This is a genomic window from Actinoplanes sp. SE50/110 (genome assembly GCF_900119315.1).
In the GTDB taxonomy this organism is placed as follows: domain Bacteria; phylum Actinomycetota; class Actinomycetes; order Mycobacteriales; family Micromonosporaceae; genus Actinoplanes.
This window is the reverse complement of sequence record NZ_LT827010.1, coordinates 2,373,789-2,390,799: the sequence shown is the minus strand read 5'-3', so window position 1 is coordinate 2,390,799 and position 17,011 is coordinate 2,373,789. Positions and strand designations below refer to the sequence as shown.

Annotated in this window: 17 protein-coding genes; all 17 read left to right on the top strand. The window is 73.5% G+C overall.

The window, feature by feature from the left end; genetic code table 11:
* The first annotated feature begins 80 nt into the window (after positions 1-80).
* The 17 genes from ACSP50_RS10685 (at position 81) to ACSP50_RS10610 (ending at position 16,971) form a co-directional block, all read left to right on the top strand.
* Positions 81-2,000, top strand: a complete 1,920-nt coding sequence (locus ACSP50_RS10685; RefSeq protein WP_014689194.1) for an ATP-binding protein — start codon at positions 81-83, stop codon at positions 1,998-2,000.
* Positions 2,001-2,010: 10 nt separating this feature from the next.
* Positions 2,011-2,664, top strand: coding sequence for a DUF4255 domain-containing protein (locus ACSP50_RS10680; RefSeq protein ID WP_014689193.1), 654 nt, complete (start codon positions 2,011-2,013; stop codon positions 2,662-2,664).
* A gap of 69 nt (positions 2,665-2,733) precedes the next feature.
* Positions 2,734-6,042 (top strand): hypothetical protein, encoded by a 3,309-nt coding sequence (locus tag ACSP50_RS10675; protein ID WP_014689192.1) that lies wholly within the window; start codon positions 2,734-2,736, stop codon positions 6,040-6,042.
* The gene (locus ACSP50_RS10670) at positions 6,042-7,631 is read left to right on the top strand and encodes a phage tail sheath subtilisin-like domain-containing protein (protein ID WP_014689191.1); all 1,590 of its coding nucleotides are present in this window, start codon (positions 6,042-6,044) and stop codon (positions 7,629-7,631) included. Before ACSP50_RS10675 ends, ACSP50_RS10670 begins: the two co-directional genes overlap by 1 nt.
* Positions 7,632-7,645: 14 nt before the next feature.
* The gene (locus ACSP50_RS10665) at positions 7,646-8,080 is read left to right on the top strand and encodes a phage tail protein (RefSeq protein ID WP_014689190.1); all 435 of its coding nucleotides are present in this window, start codon (positions 7,646-7,648) and stop codon (positions 8,078-8,080) included.
* Positions 8,077-8,433: a hypothetical protein gene (locus ACSP50_RS10660; RefSeq protein WP_080127771.1), complete on the top strand. Its 357-nt coding sequence runs from the start codon at positions 8,077-8,079 to the stop codon at positions 8,431-8,433. Before ACSP50_RS10665 ends, ACSP50_RS10660 begins: the two co-directional genes overlap by 4 nt.
* 20 nt (positions 8,434-8,453) lie before the next feature.
* Entirely contained in the window at positions 8,454-8,603 is a 150-nt protein-coding gene (locus ACSP50_RS45015) for a DUF6760 family protein (RefSeq protein WP_369793948.1), read from the top strand.
* Positions 8,590-9,060, top strand: coding sequence for a phage tail protein (locus ACSP50_RS10655; protein ID WP_014689187.1), 471 nt, complete (start codon positions 8,590-8,592; stop codon positions 9,058-9,060). The genes ACSP50_RS45015 and ACSP50_RS10655 overlap by 14 nt, the downstream gene beginning before the upstream one ends.
* A 799-nt stretch (positions 9,061-9,859) precedes the next feature.
* A complete protein-coding gene (locus ACSP50_RS10650) occupies positions 9,860-10,669 on the top strand; it encodes a hypothetical protein (protein ID WP_014689186.1) in 810 nt (269 codons plus the stop codon).
* A gap of 22 nt (positions 10,670-10,691) precedes the next feature.
* Positions 10,692-11,363: a LysM peptidoglycan-binding domain-containing protein gene (locus tag ACSP50_RS10645; RefSeq protein ID WP_014689185.1), complete on the top strand. Its 672-nt coding sequence runs from the start codon at positions 10,692-10,694 to the stop codon at positions 11,361-11,363.
* Positions 11,353-12,993 (top strand): VgrG-related protein, encoded by a 1,641-nt coding sequence (locus ACSP50_RS10640; RefSeq protein ID WP_014689184.1) that lies wholly within the window; start codon positions 11,353-11,355, stop codon positions 12,991-12,993. The genes ACSP50_RS10645 and ACSP50_RS10640 overlap by 11 nt, the downstream gene beginning before the upstream one ends.
* Before the next feature lie 20 nt (positions 12,994-13,013).
* Entirely contained in the window at positions 13,014-13,409 is a 396-nt protein-coding gene (locus ACSP50_RS10635) for a PAAR domain-containing protein (protein WP_014689183.1), read from the top strand.
* Positions 13,406-13,804, top strand: a complete 399-nt coding sequence (locus ACSP50_RS10630; RefSeq protein ID WP_014689182.1) for a GPW/gp25 family protein — start codon at positions 13,406-13,408, stop codon at positions 13,802-13,804. Before ACSP50_RS10635 ends, ACSP50_RS10630 begins: the two co-directional genes overlap by 4 nt.
* Positions 13,801-15,744: a putative baseplate assembly protein gene (locus ACSP50_RS10625; RefSeq protein WP_014689181.1), complete on the top strand. Its 1,944-nt coding sequence runs from the start codon at positions 13,801-13,803 to the stop codon at positions 15,742-15,744. Before ACSP50_RS10630 ends, ACSP50_RS10625 begins: the two co-directional genes overlap by 4 nt.
* Positions 15,741-16,244 (top strand): phage tail protein, encoded by a 504-nt coding sequence (locus ACSP50_RS10620; protein WP_014689180.1) that lies wholly within the window; start codon positions 15,741-15,743, stop codon positions 16,242-16,244. Before ACSP50_RS10625 ends, ACSP50_RS10620 begins: the two co-directional genes overlap by 4 nt.
* Positions 16,245-16,305: 61 nt before the next feature.
* Entirely contained in the window at positions 16,306-16,656 is a 351-nt protein-coding gene (locus ACSP50_RS10615) for a hypothetical protein (protein ID WP_014689179.1), read from the top strand.
* A gap of 90 nt (positions 16,657-16,746) precedes the next feature.
* Positions 16,747-16,971 (top strand): hypothetical protein, encoded by a 225-nt coding sequence (locus ACSP50_RS10610; RefSeq protein ID WP_231956894.1) that lies wholly within the window; start codon positions 16,747-16,749, stop codon positions 16,969-16,971.
* The last annotated feature ends 40 nt before the right edge of the window (positions 16,972-17,011 follow it).

The window sequence follows — 17,011 nt, the reverse complement described above, 5'->3', positions numbered from 1 at the left end:
ATTAGTATCTTTCGAGGTAATCGGCCGCGACTTGCGGCATTGCGGCGGGCCGGAGCGCGGCGGGGACGTATGCATAGCCGGTGGACGACGCACCGGCGTGGGAGGTTCTCGCCGACACCCTGCTGCAGCGGGAAGCCCTGATCTGCCGGATCGCCGAGGGCCGGCCGCCGCACGACTCCGCCGGCCTCTACCCGGGACGCGACGACGACCTCGACCGGGTGCTCGGCGGCCTGCCCGGCCTCGACGGGCCGGGCAGCGCCGCCGCCGACTCCGTCCGCGAGCACCTGGCGCCGGAGCTGGAGCGGGCCCGCAAGCTGTTCACCGAGGCGGTCGACGCCGGCCGGGACGTGTTCGCGCTGGTGGTGCACCGGGCCGGGCTGACGCTCGCCGAGGCGCAGGTGCTCGCCGTGCTCTGTGCCGTGGACCTGTCCCCGGCCCGGATGCGGCTGGTCACGTACGTGCAGAACGACATCCGGCTCCCCCGTCCCACGCTCGCCACCCTCGCCCGGATGACCGGCGACGCCGGTTCGCTGTCCCCCGACGCACGGCTGCACACCACCGGCCTCGTCGAGACCCCGCGGGACGGCCCGTGGGCACGGCGTTGCCCCGTCCCCGCCGACCGTCTGCTCTGGTCGCTGCGGGGGATCGGCGATCCGGACCCGGACCTGCCGCACGGCGCCCGCCTGATCGGCCGGACCGCGGCCACGCGGCCGACCGCCCCCGTTCTCCTGCTGGCCGCCGGCCGGGACGCCGAGACCCGGACCCGCGCCGTGATCGACCGCTGCCCGGGCCGGGGTCTGCTGATCACGGCCCCGCCGCAGACCGACGCCGCCTGGTGCGCCGTGGTCCGGGAGGCGACCCTCGGCGACCGGGTCGTGGTGCTCGACCTCCCTGGCGAGCCGGGCCCCCGCGCGGGTCACGAGATCCTGCGCGCCGCCCATCTCAGCTGGGCTCTGACCTCCGCCGTCGACCTGCCGCTCGCCGCCCTCCCCCGGGCCCTCTGGGAGGACCTGCCCGCAGCCGATCCGCACGCCGACGCGGGCGACTGGTCGGCCGCCTTCGGGACGGCGCCGGGCGGGCGGCTGACGCGCGACCAGCTCGGGCTCGTGGTGGCGGCGGCCGGCGGGAATCCGGCGCGGCTGCCGCAGGCGGTGCGGCGGCTCGCCGGTGGGCACCTCGATCACCTCACCACCCGGTTGCGCCCGCGCCGCCGCTGGTCCGACCTGGTGCTGCCGGACCGGCAGGCGGCCCGCCTGCGCGAGGTGATCACCCGCTACCGGCGCCGTGCGGTCGTCTACGACGGCTGGGGCTTCGCGGCGGTCCCGTCGACCGGTGTCGTAGCGCTCTTCTCCGGGCCGTCCGGGACCGGGAAGACGCTCGCCGCCGAGGTGGTGGCCGCCGAGCTGGGTCTGGACCTGTACCGGGTCGACCTCGCCACGGTGGTCAGCAAGTACATCGGGGAGACCGAGCGCAACCTGGAACGGGTCTTCGACGCGGCCGCCGCCGGCGAGCTGGTGCTCTTCTTCGACGAGGCGGACGCCCTGTTCGGCCGGCGCTCGGAGGTGACCGACGCCCGCGACCGGTACGCCAACATCGAGGTCGCCTACCTGCTCCAACGGCTGGAGAACCAGGACGGCATCGTGATCCTCGCGACCAACCTGCACCGCAACATCGACGACGCCTTCCTGCGCCGGATCTCGGTCCACCTCGACTTCGAGCCGCCCGACGAGGCGGCCCGACAGCGGATCTGGGAGCTGGCCTTCCCGAGCGGCGCACCGGCCGACGACCTCGATCTGCCATTCCTCGCGGCGCAGTTCCGGGTCACCGGCGGCACCATTCGCAATGCCGCTCTCGGGGCCGCTTTCGAAGCCGCGGAAAACGGGACGACGATAACCATGGGCCATGTCGTACGCGCCTTGCGGCGCGAATTCGACAAGATGGGCCGGCTGTGCACCGAGGCCGATTTCGGGCGCTACTACGCACTCATCGACTTGACCTGAGGCCGGAACGATGCTGGATCTGCTCGACGAGGCGCTGGAGAGCTTTCTGCGTGCGGCGGTGCCGCTCGGCGCGGACGTGGCGGTCTCCTTCGACGCCCCCGACCGGGACTGGGCCGCACGGCTGTCCGGCCGGCCGACGGTCAACCTCTACCTCTGGGACGTGCGCCGCAACCTGGGCGAGCAGGAGGCCGGCGAGGTGCTGACCACCGGGCCGGACGGGCGCCGGACGCGGCGCGGCGCGCTGCCCCGGGTCGACTGCCGCTATCTGGTCACCGCGTTCACCAGCGAGGTTCGTGACGAACACGCCCTGCTGGGCCGGGCCCTGGCCGCACTGCTGCGGGAGACCGAGATCGACGCCCGGCTGCTGCCCGAGCCGATCGCCGCGGTCCGCCCGCTGCCCTCGGTACGGATCGCGGCGAGCGACGGCCGGGACAACTCGGACTTCTGGTCGGCGCTCGGCGGTCAGCTCAAGGCCGGACTCGACCTGCTGGTGACCGCCACCATCGACGCCGTCCCGCTGCCGCAGCCGGCCGGGCCCGACGTCGTACAGCGGGTTCTGCGCCTGCACGACAAGTCCGCCGCAACGCTGCTGGAAACGATAAACCTCCCGAACGGGGGAACCGACGAGTCGCTGCCGGGGGCCGCGGTGCCATTGCCGGAATAATGATCACCGAAACGCCGGAAATCCCCGGCGGACGTTTCTTTCCGCGACTCCGTGACGATGGGATCGAGCATGTCCGTGCCGGTCCTGCCCACCGTCGAGCCGGACGAGGCCGGCCGGACGACGGTCCCCCGGACGGTCCCGGCCTCGACCGCCGGAGCGCCCACCTCACTGATCCCGGACGTCGTGCTCGACGGGATCCACGCCGCGGTCACCGCGATCCCCGGCTACCCACTGCTCACCCAGGTGATCGGCGTCGACCCGATCACCGGTCACGCGGTCACCACGGCCCCGCAGCAGCTCGTCGAGTCGGTGCTCACCGGTGCGGGCCCGTTCGGCGCGGCCACCGGCCGGGTGCTCGCCGCGGCCGGGGTCGTCGACGAGGCGCTCGCCGCGATACACGTGCGGCTGGCCGCGCACCGGATCACCCTGGCCCGCATCGGCGACGAGATCGCCGCCGCCTGGGCGGAGCTCTCGGTGACCGCGGGCATCGACGGCAACGCGGCCATGCTCGGGCGCCACGTCGGCGGCATGGTCGCCGACGTCCGGGCCGCCGTCGCCGAGCTGATCGAGACCGTGCTGTCCATGGTCCGCCGGGTCGTCGCCGACCTGGCCGGCCCGCTGCTGCAGCGACCCGGGGTGCGGCCGGTGTGGGAGCTGGCCACCCAGGTCTTCCGGTACGACCCGTTGCGCGGCGCCGAGGTGCGGGTGCCGACCGTCGAGATCCTCACCGGCTTCCTGACCGTGATCGGCCGCGAGCAGACCATCGACCAACTGCGCGAACGCGGCGTCCTGCAGTCCGCCGCCGACTGGCTCGACACCCGCCTGGAGACGTTCGCCGGGATCCGCGACGACGCGGTGCGGCTGTTCGCCGACGCGTGGGCCGCCCTGAGCCCGGAGAGCCTGCCCCGGCTGCTCGACACGCTCCCGCAGCTCGCCGAGCGGGCGATCACCCTGATCCGGCGGATCCTGTCGTTCGGCGCCGACCTGCTCGGCAAGGCTCTCGCACTGGTCAAGGACGCGCTGCGCGGCGCGCTCGCCCAGCGGGCCGCCCGGGTGCCGGGTTATCCGCTGCTGACCGTGCTCATCGAGCAGGATCCGCTGACCGGTGCGCGGGTACCCCGTACCACCGCGTCCCTGATCGAAGGTTTTCTGGGCCTTCTGCCGGGAGTGGGCGCGGCCGCCGCCGAGCGATTGGCCGAGGCCGGTGTCCTGACCGAGGCGGCGGCCCGGATCGAGGCCGAGGTGGCCCGGCTCGGCATCGGCGCGGACATGGTCACCGGGCTGTTCCACGGCATCTGGGACTCGCTGGAACTGGCCGACCTGCTCGACCCGGCCGGCGCATGCGAGCGGGTGGTGGCCCGATTCGGCGAGCCGCTGGGCCGGCTGGTCGCGTTCGCCACGGTCGTCGTCGAGGTGCTCATCACCACCGCGCTCAAGCTCATGGACTTCCCGCCCGAGCTGCTCACGTCGATCGTCGCCGACGTCGCCGGCGCGCTCGCCGACATCCGGCGCGACCCGGTCGGCTTCCTGCTCAACGTGGTGCGGGCGCTGCGGCTCGGCTTCGCGGCCTTTCTCGACGGCATCGCCGGGCACCTGCTGCGCGGCCTCGGCTCCTGGCTGCTGCGCGGCCTCGCCGGGCTCGGCGTAGCGGTCCCGGACGGCCCGATGACCACCTCGGCCGTCCTGGACATGGCCATGCAGGTGCTCGGGATCAGCGCCGAGACCCTCTGGGAGAAGGTCGCCGTCCGGCTCGGCCCCGAGCGCACAGCCGCGCTGCGCAACGGCACGGCCCGCCTGGGCGAGGCCTGGCAATTCGTCACCGACCTCCGCGACCAGGGGCTGAGCGGCATCCTGGCGCACCTCGCGGACCGGGTCGGCGCGCTCTGGGACACCCTGATCGGCCTCGCCACCGACTGGATCATGACGCAGGTGGTGCAGCGGGCCGCGGCCAGATTGCTGTCCATGCTGGATCCGACCGGGGTGATGGCGGTCGTCAACGGGTGCGTCGCGTTCTTCACCGCCGTCCGGTCCGCGATCGAGTACCTGCGGGACATCCTGCGGATCGTCGAGGGCTACACGCGCACGATGGCCCGGATCGCCCGCGGTGAGCTGACGCCCGGCGCCGAACAGGTGACCCGGGGGCTGGCCGACGCCGTCCCGGTGGCGATCGGTTTCCTCGCCGCGCAGGTGGGTCTGGGCAACGTGCCGGAGAAGCTGGTCGAGCTGATCGAGAGCCTGCGCGCCCTGATCGACCGCGCGATCACCTGGCTCTTCGACCAGGCCGTCCGGCTCGGCAGCGGCGCGCTGAACGCGCTGCGCGGCGAGGCACCCGGTGCACCCGCAGGGCACGAGGGCGGCACTCAGCTGGCCGAGCTCGCCTTCGCCCTGCCGTTCCCGGTCGGGCCCGAGGAGCACGAACTGATCGCGGACGTCGACCCTCGACGCCTCGTCGTCCACTCGACCCCGACGACGATCACGGATCTCATCGCCGCCAACCCCGGGACCACCCTGCAGGCCGACCACGATCGCTATGTGGCCGCGGTGGACGCCTTCAAGCAGGCACTCGACGAGCGGGCACGAACCGGGTCCGACGCCGCGTGGGCCGACGCCGAGAAGACGGCGAAGAAGAAGCTGGCGGCGGTGAAGAAGGCCATGGAGACCCTGGTCGCCACCATCACTCCGCTGAAGGGCTTCGACCCGGCCGTGCCCGGCACGAGCGCTCCGGGAATCGGCACCGAGGCGTACTGGGACGGGAACCGGCCGCTGAGCCTGCAGAACGGCTCGCTCACCGCCCACCGGATCTGGCACCTGACCGCCGAGCACGTCATCCCGTTCGACCTCGGCGTCAAGCTGTGGAACGCGGTCGCCCTCGGCGCGCCCGAACGCGACGGCGGCAAGGAGGTGACGTCGCAGCGGATCATCATGATCTATCGCGGCGCGGGCGACCTGAAGACGACCAGGAGGGATCCGGTCACCGGCTTCACCGAACGGGAGATCAGCCGGCTGTTCGGCAGAGCCGTCAAGGAAGCCGACTTTCCCGCCCGGGTCAGATCCATCGGATACCGGGACGACGGTCCCGTGCCGGGCGCAGCGACCCAGGCCGAGCAGGCCAGAAGGGAACTGCTCGACGCCATCGACCGCGCCATGTGCCAGGCCACCCAGGTGTCCGTGGGCCGAACCCGGTGGGCGGTCGAGACCGAGTGGGCGTCGCGGGGGAACGGCTTCGCCACCACCAACGGCCAGCGGCGCGGCGAGAGCGCGCCGACGCCCACCGGAAGTCAGATCGAGGCCACCGCGGACGTGCAGCGCAGGGACATCCTGCTCCTGGTCACCCACGCCGTGGAGCACGCACTGGAACAAATCGAACGGAGCGAGTGATGGCAGTAGGGGGTGCTCCCGGTGTCTACATCGAGGAGCAGGTCAGCGGTTCCATGCCGCTGCAAGGCGTCGGCACGTCCGTGGCCGCGTTCGTGGGCTTCACCGAACGGTACGACGCGGCGCAGGGCGACGACTCGGATCCGGAGGGAATCAAGCCGCAGCTGGTGACGAGCTGGCCGCAGTACGAGCGGATCTACGGCGGATTCGCTCCCGGGATCATGCTGCCGCACGCCGTGCACGGGTTCTTCGCCAACGGCGGCTCCGCGTGCTACGTGGTGCGCATCCCGGTGCGATCGGTGCGCCCGGCGCGCCGGTCCCTGCCCGCGACCGGCCGGGAGGAGGCCGATTCGCTGGTCATCGAGGCGCGCGAGCCGGGTGCGCCGGTGGAGGTGACGGTCGTCCACGAGCCGCCGGCCGTCGAGGGCGAGGCGCCGCAGGAGTTCAGCCTCACCGTGGACCGGGCCGGCGGTCAGACCGAGACGTACCCGCGGCTGACGTTCGGCACCGGCAAGGGCACCTCGGCCGCGGTCCGCACGATCAACGAACGATCCACGCTGATCCGGGTCGAGGCCCGGACGGTGGCGGGGCTGTCCCCGGCCGAGCGTATCCCGGCGGCGGGCACCTATCTGGTCGAGCCGGCGCCGTCGGCGGCCACGGCGACCACCGGTGACCTGGCCGGATCGGAGACCGAGCGGACCGGCTACCACGGGCTGGCCATCGCCGAGGAGGTCTCGATCGTCGCGATCCCCGACCTGGTGACCGTGGTCCGCCGGCCGGACGGCGGGATCGACCAGACCGCCTATCTGGAGGCGCAGGCCCGGCTGCTGGACTGGTGCGAGCAGCGGCGTACGACGATGGCCGTGCTGGACCTGCCGCCGGGCCTCACGGCGCAGCAGGCACTGGAGTGGCGTGACCGGCTCAAGCACGACACCGCGTTCGGGGCCGCGTACTACCCGCACCTGATCGTCGCGAATCCGAACGCCCGGCCCGGTTCGACCGCTGCCGACCGATACCTGCGGATCCCGCCCAGCGGACACGTGGCCGGAGTGTGGGCCCGCACCGACGGCGCCCGCGGCGTGTGGAAGGCGCCCGCGAACGAGGCCCTGCGCGGGGTGGCCCGGCTGGAGACCGAGGTGACCACCGGCGAGCAGGACCTGCTCAACCCGAGTCAGATCAACTGTCTGCGCTCGTTCGGCGCCAACGGCATGCGGGTGTGGGGCGCGCGCACGCTCGCTTCACAGGACCAGGCCTGGCGCTACATCAACGTCCGCCGGCTGTTCATCTACGTCGAGGAGACGATCCGGCAGGGCACCCAGTGGTGCGTGTTCGAGCCGAACGACGAGGCGCTGTGGGGCCGGGCGAAGCGGACCATCGGCGCGTTCCTGCACCAGTTGTGGATGCGCGGCGCCCTCGTCGGCGCCTCGCCTGAGCAGGCCTTCTTCGTTACCTGCGACGAGACGAACAATCCGCCGGGCTCGGTCGACAACGGGCTGCTCGTGGTCGACGTGGGGCTCGCTCCCGTCAAGCCGGCCGAATACGTCATCTTCCGGATCAGCCAGTGGCAGGGCGGCGTAGCCACCGCCGAGTAGAGAGGGGCAGTTCCATGGTGGATCTGATCACCACGCAGACCTTCGTCCTCGAGATCGACAGCGTCGAGGTGGGCAGCTTCCGCAAGGTCTCCGGGATCGAGTCGGAGACCGAGACGATCGAGTACAAGGAGGTGAACAAGGACGGCAAGATGATCATCCGCAAGCAGCCGGGCGCGATGAAGTGGGCGGACATCACCCTGGAACGCCGGATCGACGTCTCCCAGGTGCTCTGGAACTGGCGCAAGGACATCATCACGGGCGACGTCGACAAGGGCCGCCGCAACGGCGCCATCTCGGCCAAGGACTCCAAGGGCGACGTCGTGGCCCGCTGGGAGTTCGTCGCGGGCTGGCCGTCGAAGTGGACCGGCGCCGACTTCGACGCCGGCGCCAACGACATCGCCACCGAGAAGGTCGTCATCACGCACGAGGGGCTGGTCCGCGTCAAATGAGCCTGCACACCGAGTTCCCGTTCACGCTGCCGAAGGGCTACGTCGACGAGGAGGGCACGCTGCACCGCACCGGCGTGATGCGGCTGGCCACCGCCCGGGACGAGATCGAGCCGCTGCGCGACCCCCGGGTGCGGGAGAACGAGTCCTACGCCACGGTCATCGTGCTGGCGCGGGTGGTGACCGAACTCGGCACGCTGCCCCGGATCAACACGGGAGTGATCGAGCGGCTCTTCGCCAGCGACTTCGGCTACCTGCAGGACTTCTACCAACTGATCAACTTCGGGGATCCCGCCGCGCTCGACGCCCTGGAGCCCGGCGCCCCTTTCCCCCGGGTCTCGGTGGAGGTGGTCTAGGCCGCTACGCCGAACCGGAGCTGTGGCAGGAGGTCGCGTACCTGGCGTACCACCTGCACTGGGGCTTCGACGCCCTGCTCGACCTGGAGCACGGTGACCGTCTGCGCCTGGTGCGCCAGGTCGCCGACCTGAACGAACGATCCTGGGAGGGAATCCTTGCTGCCCGGTGACCACCGTGTCCCGGACCCGCCGTGGACCGGACGGTTCGTGCTGAGCGTCGACGGCCTGGAGATCGGCACGTTCGTCGAGGTCGGTGGCCTGAGCGTGACCATCGAGGTGGAGGAGATCACCGAGGGTGGGCAGAACCAGCACACGCACAAGCTGCCCGGCCGGATGAAATGGCCGAACCTGGTGCTCAAGCGTGGCCTCACCAACGCCGGCAACCTCTTCGGCTGGTTCACCTCCTGCTCGGGTGAGGGTTTCACCCGCAAAGGCAACCAGCTTGACGTCCGCAACGGCGAGGTCGCCATTCGTGACGGCCGTGGCCGTGCCGTACAGACATGGCGGTTCACCGACGCGTATCCGGTGCGGTGGACCGGGCCGAGGCTGGCCGCGACCTCCCGGGACCTGGCCGTCGAGGAGTTGGAGGTCTGCCACAGTGGTTTCACGATGGCGGCCGGTCGCTGACCGGTCGCGCCGCACGCACGCCTCGCCGCTGATCGCGGTCGTCCCGGTGCGCCGGCCCCGGTGGCTGGCCGGTGTGCTGCTGCTGCGGCGGCTGCGGGCCGGACGTCTGCCGTCCCCGGCGGACCGGATGCCGCTCGGCCGGGCCCGGCAGCCGGCCGGTCGGCGGCCCCCTCGTCACGAGCCGGCGCATGATCGGATCGCTGCCGGCCGTGGCTGCCGGACATCCGGGATTGATCGTCCGGCCACGCCCGCACGGCGTGGGCCGGGGCCGCTGATCGAGGTGGGGGCGGTCGCCGGGCTCCGGGTGGCGGGTGGATTCGCGCCGCCACCGGAGCCGGCCTTCGCGGCGGCGGCGCCCTCCGGCCCTCGACGTGCCCTAGCCGCCGGTCCGGTCGCGAGCGGACACCGGAGCGCCGGCCCTCGACGGCTCGCCCTGTGCGGTCGCGCCGTGCCCGGTCTCGGCCGGCCGGCGCGGCGTGCCGTCCGCCGGGGCCGGGTGGTCGCGGGGGCGATCGCGCGTTTCGATGTCCGGCCCGCGGCGTCCCGGTATCCCCGGCACGCCGGTTCCGCCGGGCCCGCGAAGGCCGAGGGGTCCGGTGGCCCCCATGGCGCCGCCGGCCCCCACGGGTCCACCGGTCACCCCGGGCCCGCCGGGTCCCCCGGCCCGGCTCGGTCCCCCGGCCCGGCTCGGTCCCCCGGTCCGGCTCGGTCGCGGCATCCCGCCGGTTCCGCTGAGCAACGCTGGCGGGCCGCCGTGGCACGGCTGCCGCTCGAGGCGCCCCGACCCTTCCCCACACGGATGTCTCCCCTGCTCAGGGTGCTCACCGGCGGGATCTCGGCGCGATACACCACCGGGCGCGCCACCCGGCTGGCCCTGCGGGCGGCCGGCGCGTACGGCGCCACGACGCGCGCCACGGTCCACCTGCCCGACGAGCCGGCCCGGGTCGATCCCGGCCTGCTCGCCCACGAGCTGGCGCACGCCCGCACTCCGGTCGGCCGGCCGCGCTTCTCGCTGCGGTCGGCGCACGGTGCGGCCGACGCCGACGAGCGGGCGGCCCGCCGGGACGAGGCCACGATGCGACGGATCGTCGCGGGTGACGTGCCGGTCGCGTCCCTGCCGGTCGGCCAGGCCGCCGCGGTGCCCCTCGGCAGCGCATCGGCGCGCCCTCTCGGCGACCGCCATGCGCCGTCTTCCGGCACCGTCGCGACACCGGCTGCCGGCCACCTCGCCGCCCTGTCTGCCGGCAGCGTCTCGGCGCTGCCGGTCGGCACCGGCGCCGCGGCGATGCCCGCCCTGATCGAGGCGGCGGTCCGCGCCGCCGAGGAGGCCGCCCGAGCGGTCCTGGACACCGGGACAGCCGGGACGCCCGGCCTCCCCCCGACCTGGGACACCGGCCCGGTCCTCGCCCCGGGCCGCCCCACCGGCACACCGGCCGGGCCGGCCGACCCGGCCGCGGCGGTCGTCGAGGCGGCGCCGGTTCCCGGCCCGAATCCGGGACACGAACCGGGCGCCCGCGAACGGGGCGTCGACGAGATCATCCGCGCGGTGGAAGAGCGGGTCCTGGACCAGGTGGAGCGTCGCGGCGGCCGGTTCTCGTCGTTGTTCTGATCAAGAGGGGAGGAGGGAGAGCGTGGACCAGCCCGCCAAGGCCTACATCGAGGTCGAGCGCACCGGCGAGCGGATCGACTGCCTGTTCAACCCGGCCGAGCTGACCGTCGTGAAGGCGAACACCTGGCAGGCCGGGGAAGCGAAGGGCGTCGACGCGCCGCTGCTGCGGTTCCAGGCCGGCCAGTCGGCGACCATCGCGCTCAGCCTGGTGTTCGACACCACCAGGACGGGAGGCGACGTAACCTCGTACACCTCGAAATTGTTGAATCTGCTCCGGGTCGATCCCGATCTGCCGTCGAACGACCCGGCGCGCGCCTCCGGCCGCCCGCCCTGGGTGAAGTTCCACTGGGGTGAGCTGCACAGTTTCCGCGCGGTGATCGACCGGCTGCAGGTGCGGTACACCTACTTCGCGTCCAGCGGACGGCCGCTGCGCGCCAAGGCCGACCTCACCCTGCGCCAGCTTCAGGACGAGCACGAGCATCCCCTGCAGAACCCCACGTCGCACACCCCCGCGCCGCACTCCGTCCACGTGGTCCGGCCCGGAGAGACGCTCGACCGGATCGCCGCCGCGCGATACGCCGATCCCGGCCAATGGCGGCTGATCGCGGCGGCGAACGGCGTCCTGGACCCGCTGGATCTGCCGGCCGGCACCTCGCTGGTGATCCCGGAGAGGCCGGTACGCCGTGACCGCTGACCGGGGGCTCGACACCGTGGCGATCACCGTCGACGGTGCGCCGCTGCCGACCTCGCTCTATCCCCGGCTGATCCGGGTCCGGGTCCAGGAGTCGATCCACCTGCCCGACCAGTTCACGATCCGGTTCGAGGACGCCCACTTCCAGCTCTTCGACCAGCACCGGTTCCGTCCCGGCACACGGGTGGAGATCGCGTTCCGGTCCGACGCCGACCCGGTGGTGGTGACCTCCGGGGAGGTCACCACGGTCGAGGTGGCGCCCGGCGTCTCCGGACGTCACGAGCTGGTGCTCACCGGCCTGGACCTGGCGCACCGGCTCGCGCGCGGCCCGCGGACCCGCAGTTTCACCGGCATGTCGGACGGCGATGTCGCCGCCCGGATCGCCGCCGACCACGGCTTGGACGCCGATGTGGACGCGACCGGCGCCGCGCAGGACTACGTGCTGCAGATCGCCGAGACCGACCTCGCGTTCCTGCGCGGGCTGGCCGCCCGGACCGGGTTCGACGTCTGGGTCACCGGTGGGACGCTGCACTTCAAGCGCCGCCCGTCGAGCCGGGTCACGCCGCCCCCGATGCGCTGGGGCGACAACCTGCTCGACTTCAGCGCCCGGTTCGCCTCGGCCGAGCACTGCGACGAGGTCGTGGTGACCGCCTGGGACCCGGTGGAGAAGCGGACGGTGACCGGACGGGCGGCCGAGCCGGAGTACGGCACCGACGCGCCGGCCGCCGCCCAGTCGGCGGAGGCCGCCCGGGGCGCGTTCGGCCGTACCGTCCGCCGGACCGGACAGGTGCCGGCGAGCGGGCTGGCCGAGGCGGAGGCCTACGCCCGATCGCTGTTGTCGAAGGCCTCCGGGTCCGAGGTGGTGCTGCGCGGCCTCGCGAAGGGCAACCCGCTGATCGCGGCCGGGGCCCGGGTGCAGCTGGAGCGGGTCGGGCAGCGGCTGGCCGGCGGCTACCGGGTGACCTCGGCCGAGCACGACTTCGGGGCCGGCGGCCCGTACCTGACCAGGTTCGTCTGCGGCACCCGGGACGCGGGTGAGCTGGCCGACCTGCTGCGCCCGGCGCCCGGCGCCGAGCCGCGGTCGCTGATCAGTGCCGTGGTGACCTCGAACGCCGATCCGGAAAAGCTCGGCCGCGTACGCGTACGCTTCCCGACCCTGTCCGAGCAGGACGAGAGCGCCTGGGCCCGGGTCGTGACGCCGGGAGGCGGTCCGGGCCGGGGCATGCAGTGGCTGCCGGAGGTCGAGGACGAGGTGCTGGTCGGGTTCGAGCTCGATGACCGGACCCGCCCGTACGTCCTCGGTGGTCTTTTCAACCGCCGTGACGTGCCGCCGGATCCGGACGTGGCCCGCGACGGCGCGGCGACCCGGCGGGTGCTCGCGAGCCGCTGCGACCACCGGCTCACCTTCGACGACGACAGCCCCGGCGCGGTGGAGCTGGCGCTGTCCGGGGGCGACTCGGCGCTGCGCCTGACCGGGGACGAATCGGCGCTGCGGGTCGCCGGCGCCCTGAAGGTCACCGGGCGCACGATCGAGATCGCCGCCACCGACCGGCTCGTGCTGCGCGCGCCGACCGTCGAGATCACCGCGGACGCCGAGCTGCGCGCCGCCGGCCGGCCGATCCGGCTCAACTGAGACCTCAGGGAGAGACACCCATGCCGAACGCGGCCCGGGAGGGCGACCCGGTCACCGGGACCGACACCCACCTCGTGCTGGTGCCCGGGCCGGGCGGGCCGGTGCCCGTACCGCAGCCGCTGCCCTTCGCCGGGACGCTCGTCAGTGGGCTCTCCCCGGACGTGCTGATCGACGGGCGACCGGCCGCCGTCGTGGGCAGCGGGGTGGTCAACAGTCCGGGACACCTGCCGGTCCCGCCCGGCACGGGCTTCGTCAACCCGCCGCTCAATCGGGGCACCGTACTGAGCGGCTCGCTGACCGTGCTGGTCAACGGCGCGGGCCTGGCACGGCTGGGCGACCCGGTGACGACCTGCTGTGACGTCCCGGGTGCGCCCGCCACGATCACCGCGGGCTCGCCGGGCGTGGTGGCGGGATGAGCGACCTGATCGGCGCCGGCTGGGCATTCCCCGCCGGGGTGACGCCCGCGGGCGGGGTGCGCCTGGCCCGGGGCGGCGACGAGCTGGACGGCGCGATCCGCATGATCCTCGGCACCGCGCCGGGCGAGCGGGTGATGCGCCCGGACTTCGGCTGCGCGCTCTGGGAGCAGGTCTTCGCGCCGGTCAACCCGGCGACGCTCGGGCTGATCGAGCAGGCCGCCCGGGAGGCCCTGGCCCGCTGGGAGCCCCGGATCGTGGTCGAGGACGTGACCGCCTCCGCGGACGGCGAGGCCGCCGTGCTGGTCACCGTCGGCTACCGGGTCCGGGCCACCAATGACCGCCGCAACCTGGTCTACCCGTTCTACGTGATCCCCGGTGAGGAGCCGACCGAGTGAGCCTGCCCGCGCCCGACCTGGACGACCGCACGTTCCAGGACATCGTCGACGAGGCCAAGCGCCGGGTCGCCGCCGCCTGCCCGGCGTGGACCGACCACAACGTCTCCGATCCCGGCGTCGCGCTGATCGAATTGTTCGCCTGGATGACCGAGATGACCATCTACCGGCTGAACCAGGTGCCGGACCGGCTCTACCTCAAGTTCCTCGAACTGGTCGGCATCACGCTCGCCTCCGCGACCCCGGCCCGTACCGGCCTGCTCTTCCGCCTCGATGGACCGGCTCGGGACACGGTCGTCGTCCCGCGCGGCACCCGGGTCGGCACCGCGCGCGGCCGCGACGGTGACCAGGTCGTCTTCATGACCGACGCGGACCTGCGGGTCACTGTCCCCGAGGTGATCGCGTGCCGGACCAGGACCGGCGGGACCGACACCGACCACACCGGTGAGCTGCGAGCCGGGGAGGCGCGCATCGCGGTCTTCCCCGGGGTGGCCGCCGGCGACGCGCTCTACCTCGGCCTGAGCGCGGACCACGGCGGCAACCTGCTGCAGCTCGACCTCGCCGTCGCGGGCGCGCACGGCGCCGGCATCGACCCGGAGCACGCCCCGATCGTCTGGCAGTACTGGAACGGGGGCGGGTGGGAGGACGTACGGGTACTCACCGACACGACCGGCGGCCTGAACCGCCCCGGGACCGTCGAGATGCTGATCGGCCCGGTGCAGGGTGAGCTGGTGATCGGGGGCGTGCCGGCGCACTGGCTGCGCTGCGTGCTGCGCCCGGCCGCCGGGCAGACCGGATACCGGACCTCGCCGATCCTGCGGTCGGTGGCGATCGGGGGCTACGGCGGGCTGGCGCCGGCCCTGCACGCCGAGCCCGCGCCGGGCGAGCTGCTCGGAGTCAGCGACGGCCGGCCCGGGCAGACGTTCGTGGTCCGCCGCGCACCCGTGCTACCCCGGGCCGACGGCGAGACCGTGCTGGTGGTCCCCGGCAACGGTGCCGGCCAACCCGAGGAGTGGACCGAGGTGGCGTCGTTCGCCGGCGCCGGACCGGACGACCGGCATCTCACCTGGTGCGGCGCCACCGGCGAGATCCGGTTCGGCCCGCGGGTCATCGACCGGCACGGCCAGGCCCGCAGTTTCGGAGCCGTGCCGCCGGAGAACGCGCAGATCCGGGTCACCGGATACCGGTTCGGCGGCGGGGCGCGCGGCAACGTGGGCGCCGGAAAACTCACGGTGCCGCTCTCCGCCGTGCCGCAGCTGCGCACGGTCACCAACCCGGAGGCCGCCACGGGCGGCGCCGACCCGGAGACCACGGACAACGCCCGGATCCGCGGGCCGCTGGCGCTGCGCAGCGCCGACCGGGCGGTCACCGCGGCCGACTTCGAGCGGTTCACCACCGAGGTCTCCGGCGTGGCGCGGGCCCGCTGCCTCCCGCCGGACGAGCCGGGCGGGCCGGTCCGGCTGCTGGTGGTGCCGGCGACCGCGCGGTCGCCCCGGCACCTCGGGCTCGACGATCTCCGACTGCCGGAGGCGGTCGGCGAGGACATCCGTCAGGAGCTGGACGGCCGGCGCCTGCTGAGCGTGCGGGTCCGCGTCGAGGTTCCCCGCTACCAGGGCATCCGGGTCAGCGCCGGGGTACGGGCCACCGCCACGGTCTCCGCGGACGTGGTCGGGCAGGACGCCGAGGACGCGCTCTACCGGTTCCTCGACCCGGTGGCCGGTGGTCCGGGCGGTCACGGCTGGCCGTTCGAGCGCGCGCTCGGGGTCGGCGACATCTACCTGGTCCTGGGCGCGGTGCCGGGAGTGGCCGCCGTGACCTCGGTCAATCTCACGCTGACCGATCTGTGGGGTGAGCGCGAGGACGCTCCCGGGGGCCAGGAGGTACCGCTCGTACCGTCCGCACTCTTCCTCTCCGACCGGCACACGGTGGCGGTGGCCTGGTGACCTGGCTGCTCGCCCAACTGCCGCAGACGATGGCCCGTGACCCGTTCCTGGCCGGGTTCGTCACCGGTTGCCAGCAGGTGGCGGACTCCGTCCGGGCCCAGATCGACGACCTGGAACACGAGCTCGACGTCGACCTGGCCTCACCGGAGATGCTCGCGTACCTCGGGTCCTGGCTCGCGGTCTCGCTGCGGCCGGCCACCACCCCGGCCGAGCTGGACGACCAGCGTCGGCTGATCCGCGCGGTCGGATCGGTGATCGGGTACCGGGGCACCTGTTACGGGCTCGAACGCCTGCTGAGCGCACTGACCGGGGCCCACGTCACGATCGGCGACCCGGGCGGGGTGGCGTTGCCCGGTGAACCGGACCGGCCGGGTGGTGACGTACGGATCGAGATGTCCGGCACCGGGAGGTGTGACGTGGCCCAGGTGCACGCGGCGATCCGGGAGGAGCTGCCGGTCGGCGTCGGCTACCGGCTCGTCGTGGCCGGCCGGGAGCAGTGATGCGGCGCCTGCGACGCGGTCCCCGCGTTTCCGGCCCGCGCGTCTTCTCCGGGGACATGTGATGGAGCCGGACGATCGGATGTTGCGCCTCCCCCGGACCCCGGGACAGGAGGCGGACACGGGTGGCCGGAGCGCTGCCCGTGACGACCGGCTGCGGCCACCGGAGAAGCGCGTCCCCGGCCCGCGATGCCCCGACTGCGGTCACGGCAACCCCACGGCCCGGGTACGGTGCGAGGTGTGCGGCGCGGAGCTGTGGCCCACCGCCGCGACCCGGCCGTCACCGCCGCTCGCGCCGCCCGATCCGGCCCCGACCGTGTCCCCCGACCGCCGCCCGGCGCTGGTGCTGCTGCTCGTGCCGCTCGCGGTGACGGGTGCGATCTTCCTCCTGGCGTACTTTCTGATCAGGCACTGATGGCCCGGTGAGCGGCGGCGGCCTCCGCTCCTGACCCGGGCCGGAAAGGGGGCGGGGTGGCCGGGTCGCCCGGATGACACCATGATCGGCATGACCGCCGACGAACACGCCGCCCGCGCCGCCGAGCTCATCGACGAGGCGGAGCGCCTCTACCAGATCTGCCTCGTCGACTATCACACCAACATCAACGAGGACGATCACTCCGAGGAGCCGTACGTGCCGGGCGCGGACCTGGCGATGCTCACCGCCACCACGCAGCTCGCCCAGGTCCACGCCACTCTCGCACTGCGCGGCCCGGCCGCCGCGAACGGCTGACACACGCCGGCCGCCGCAAACGGCTGACACACGCCGGCCG

Coding starts and splice junctions, on each gene's coding strand:
- ACSP50_RS10630 (WP_014689182.1), top strand. CDS start 13,406: ATGAGCGACCTGATCGGCGCCGGCTGGGCATTCCCCGCCGGGGTGACG.
- ACSP50_RS10650 (WP_014689186.1), top strand. CDS start 9,860: ATGTCTCCCCTGCTCAGGGTGCTCACCGGCGGGATCTCGGCGCGATAC.
- ACSP50_RS10665 (WP_014689190.1), top strand. CDS start 7,646: ATGGTGGATCTGATCACCACGCAGACCTTCGTCCTCGAGATCGACAGC.
- ACSP50_RS10610 (WP_231956894.1), top strand. CDS start 16,747: ATGACCGCCGACGAACACGCCGCCCGCGCCGCCGAGCTCATCGACGAG.
- ACSP50_RS10675 (WP_014689192.1), top strand. CDS start 2,734: ATGTCCGTGCCGGTCCTGCCCACCGTCGAGCCGGACGAGGCCGGCCGG.
- ACSP50_RS10635 (WP_014689183.1), top strand. CDS start 13,014: ATGCCGAACGCGGCCCGGGAGGGCGACCCGGTCACCGGGACCGACACC.
- ACSP50_RS10660 (WP_080127771.1), top strand. CDS start 8,077: ATGAGCCTGCACACCGAGTTCCCGTTCACGCTGCCGAAGGGCTACGTC.
- ACSP50_RS10615 (WP_014689179.1), top strand. CDS start 16,306: ATGGAGCCGGACGATCGGATGTTGCGCCTCCCCCGGACCCCGGGACAG.
- ACSP50_RS10680 (WP_014689193.1), top strand. CDS start 2,011: ATGCTGGATCTGCTCGACGAGGCGCTGGAGAGCTTTCTGCGTGCGGCG.
- ACSP50_RS10670 (WP_014689191.1), top strand. CDS start 6,042: ATGGCAGTAGGGGGTGCTCCCGGTGTCTACATCGAGGAGCAGGTCAGC.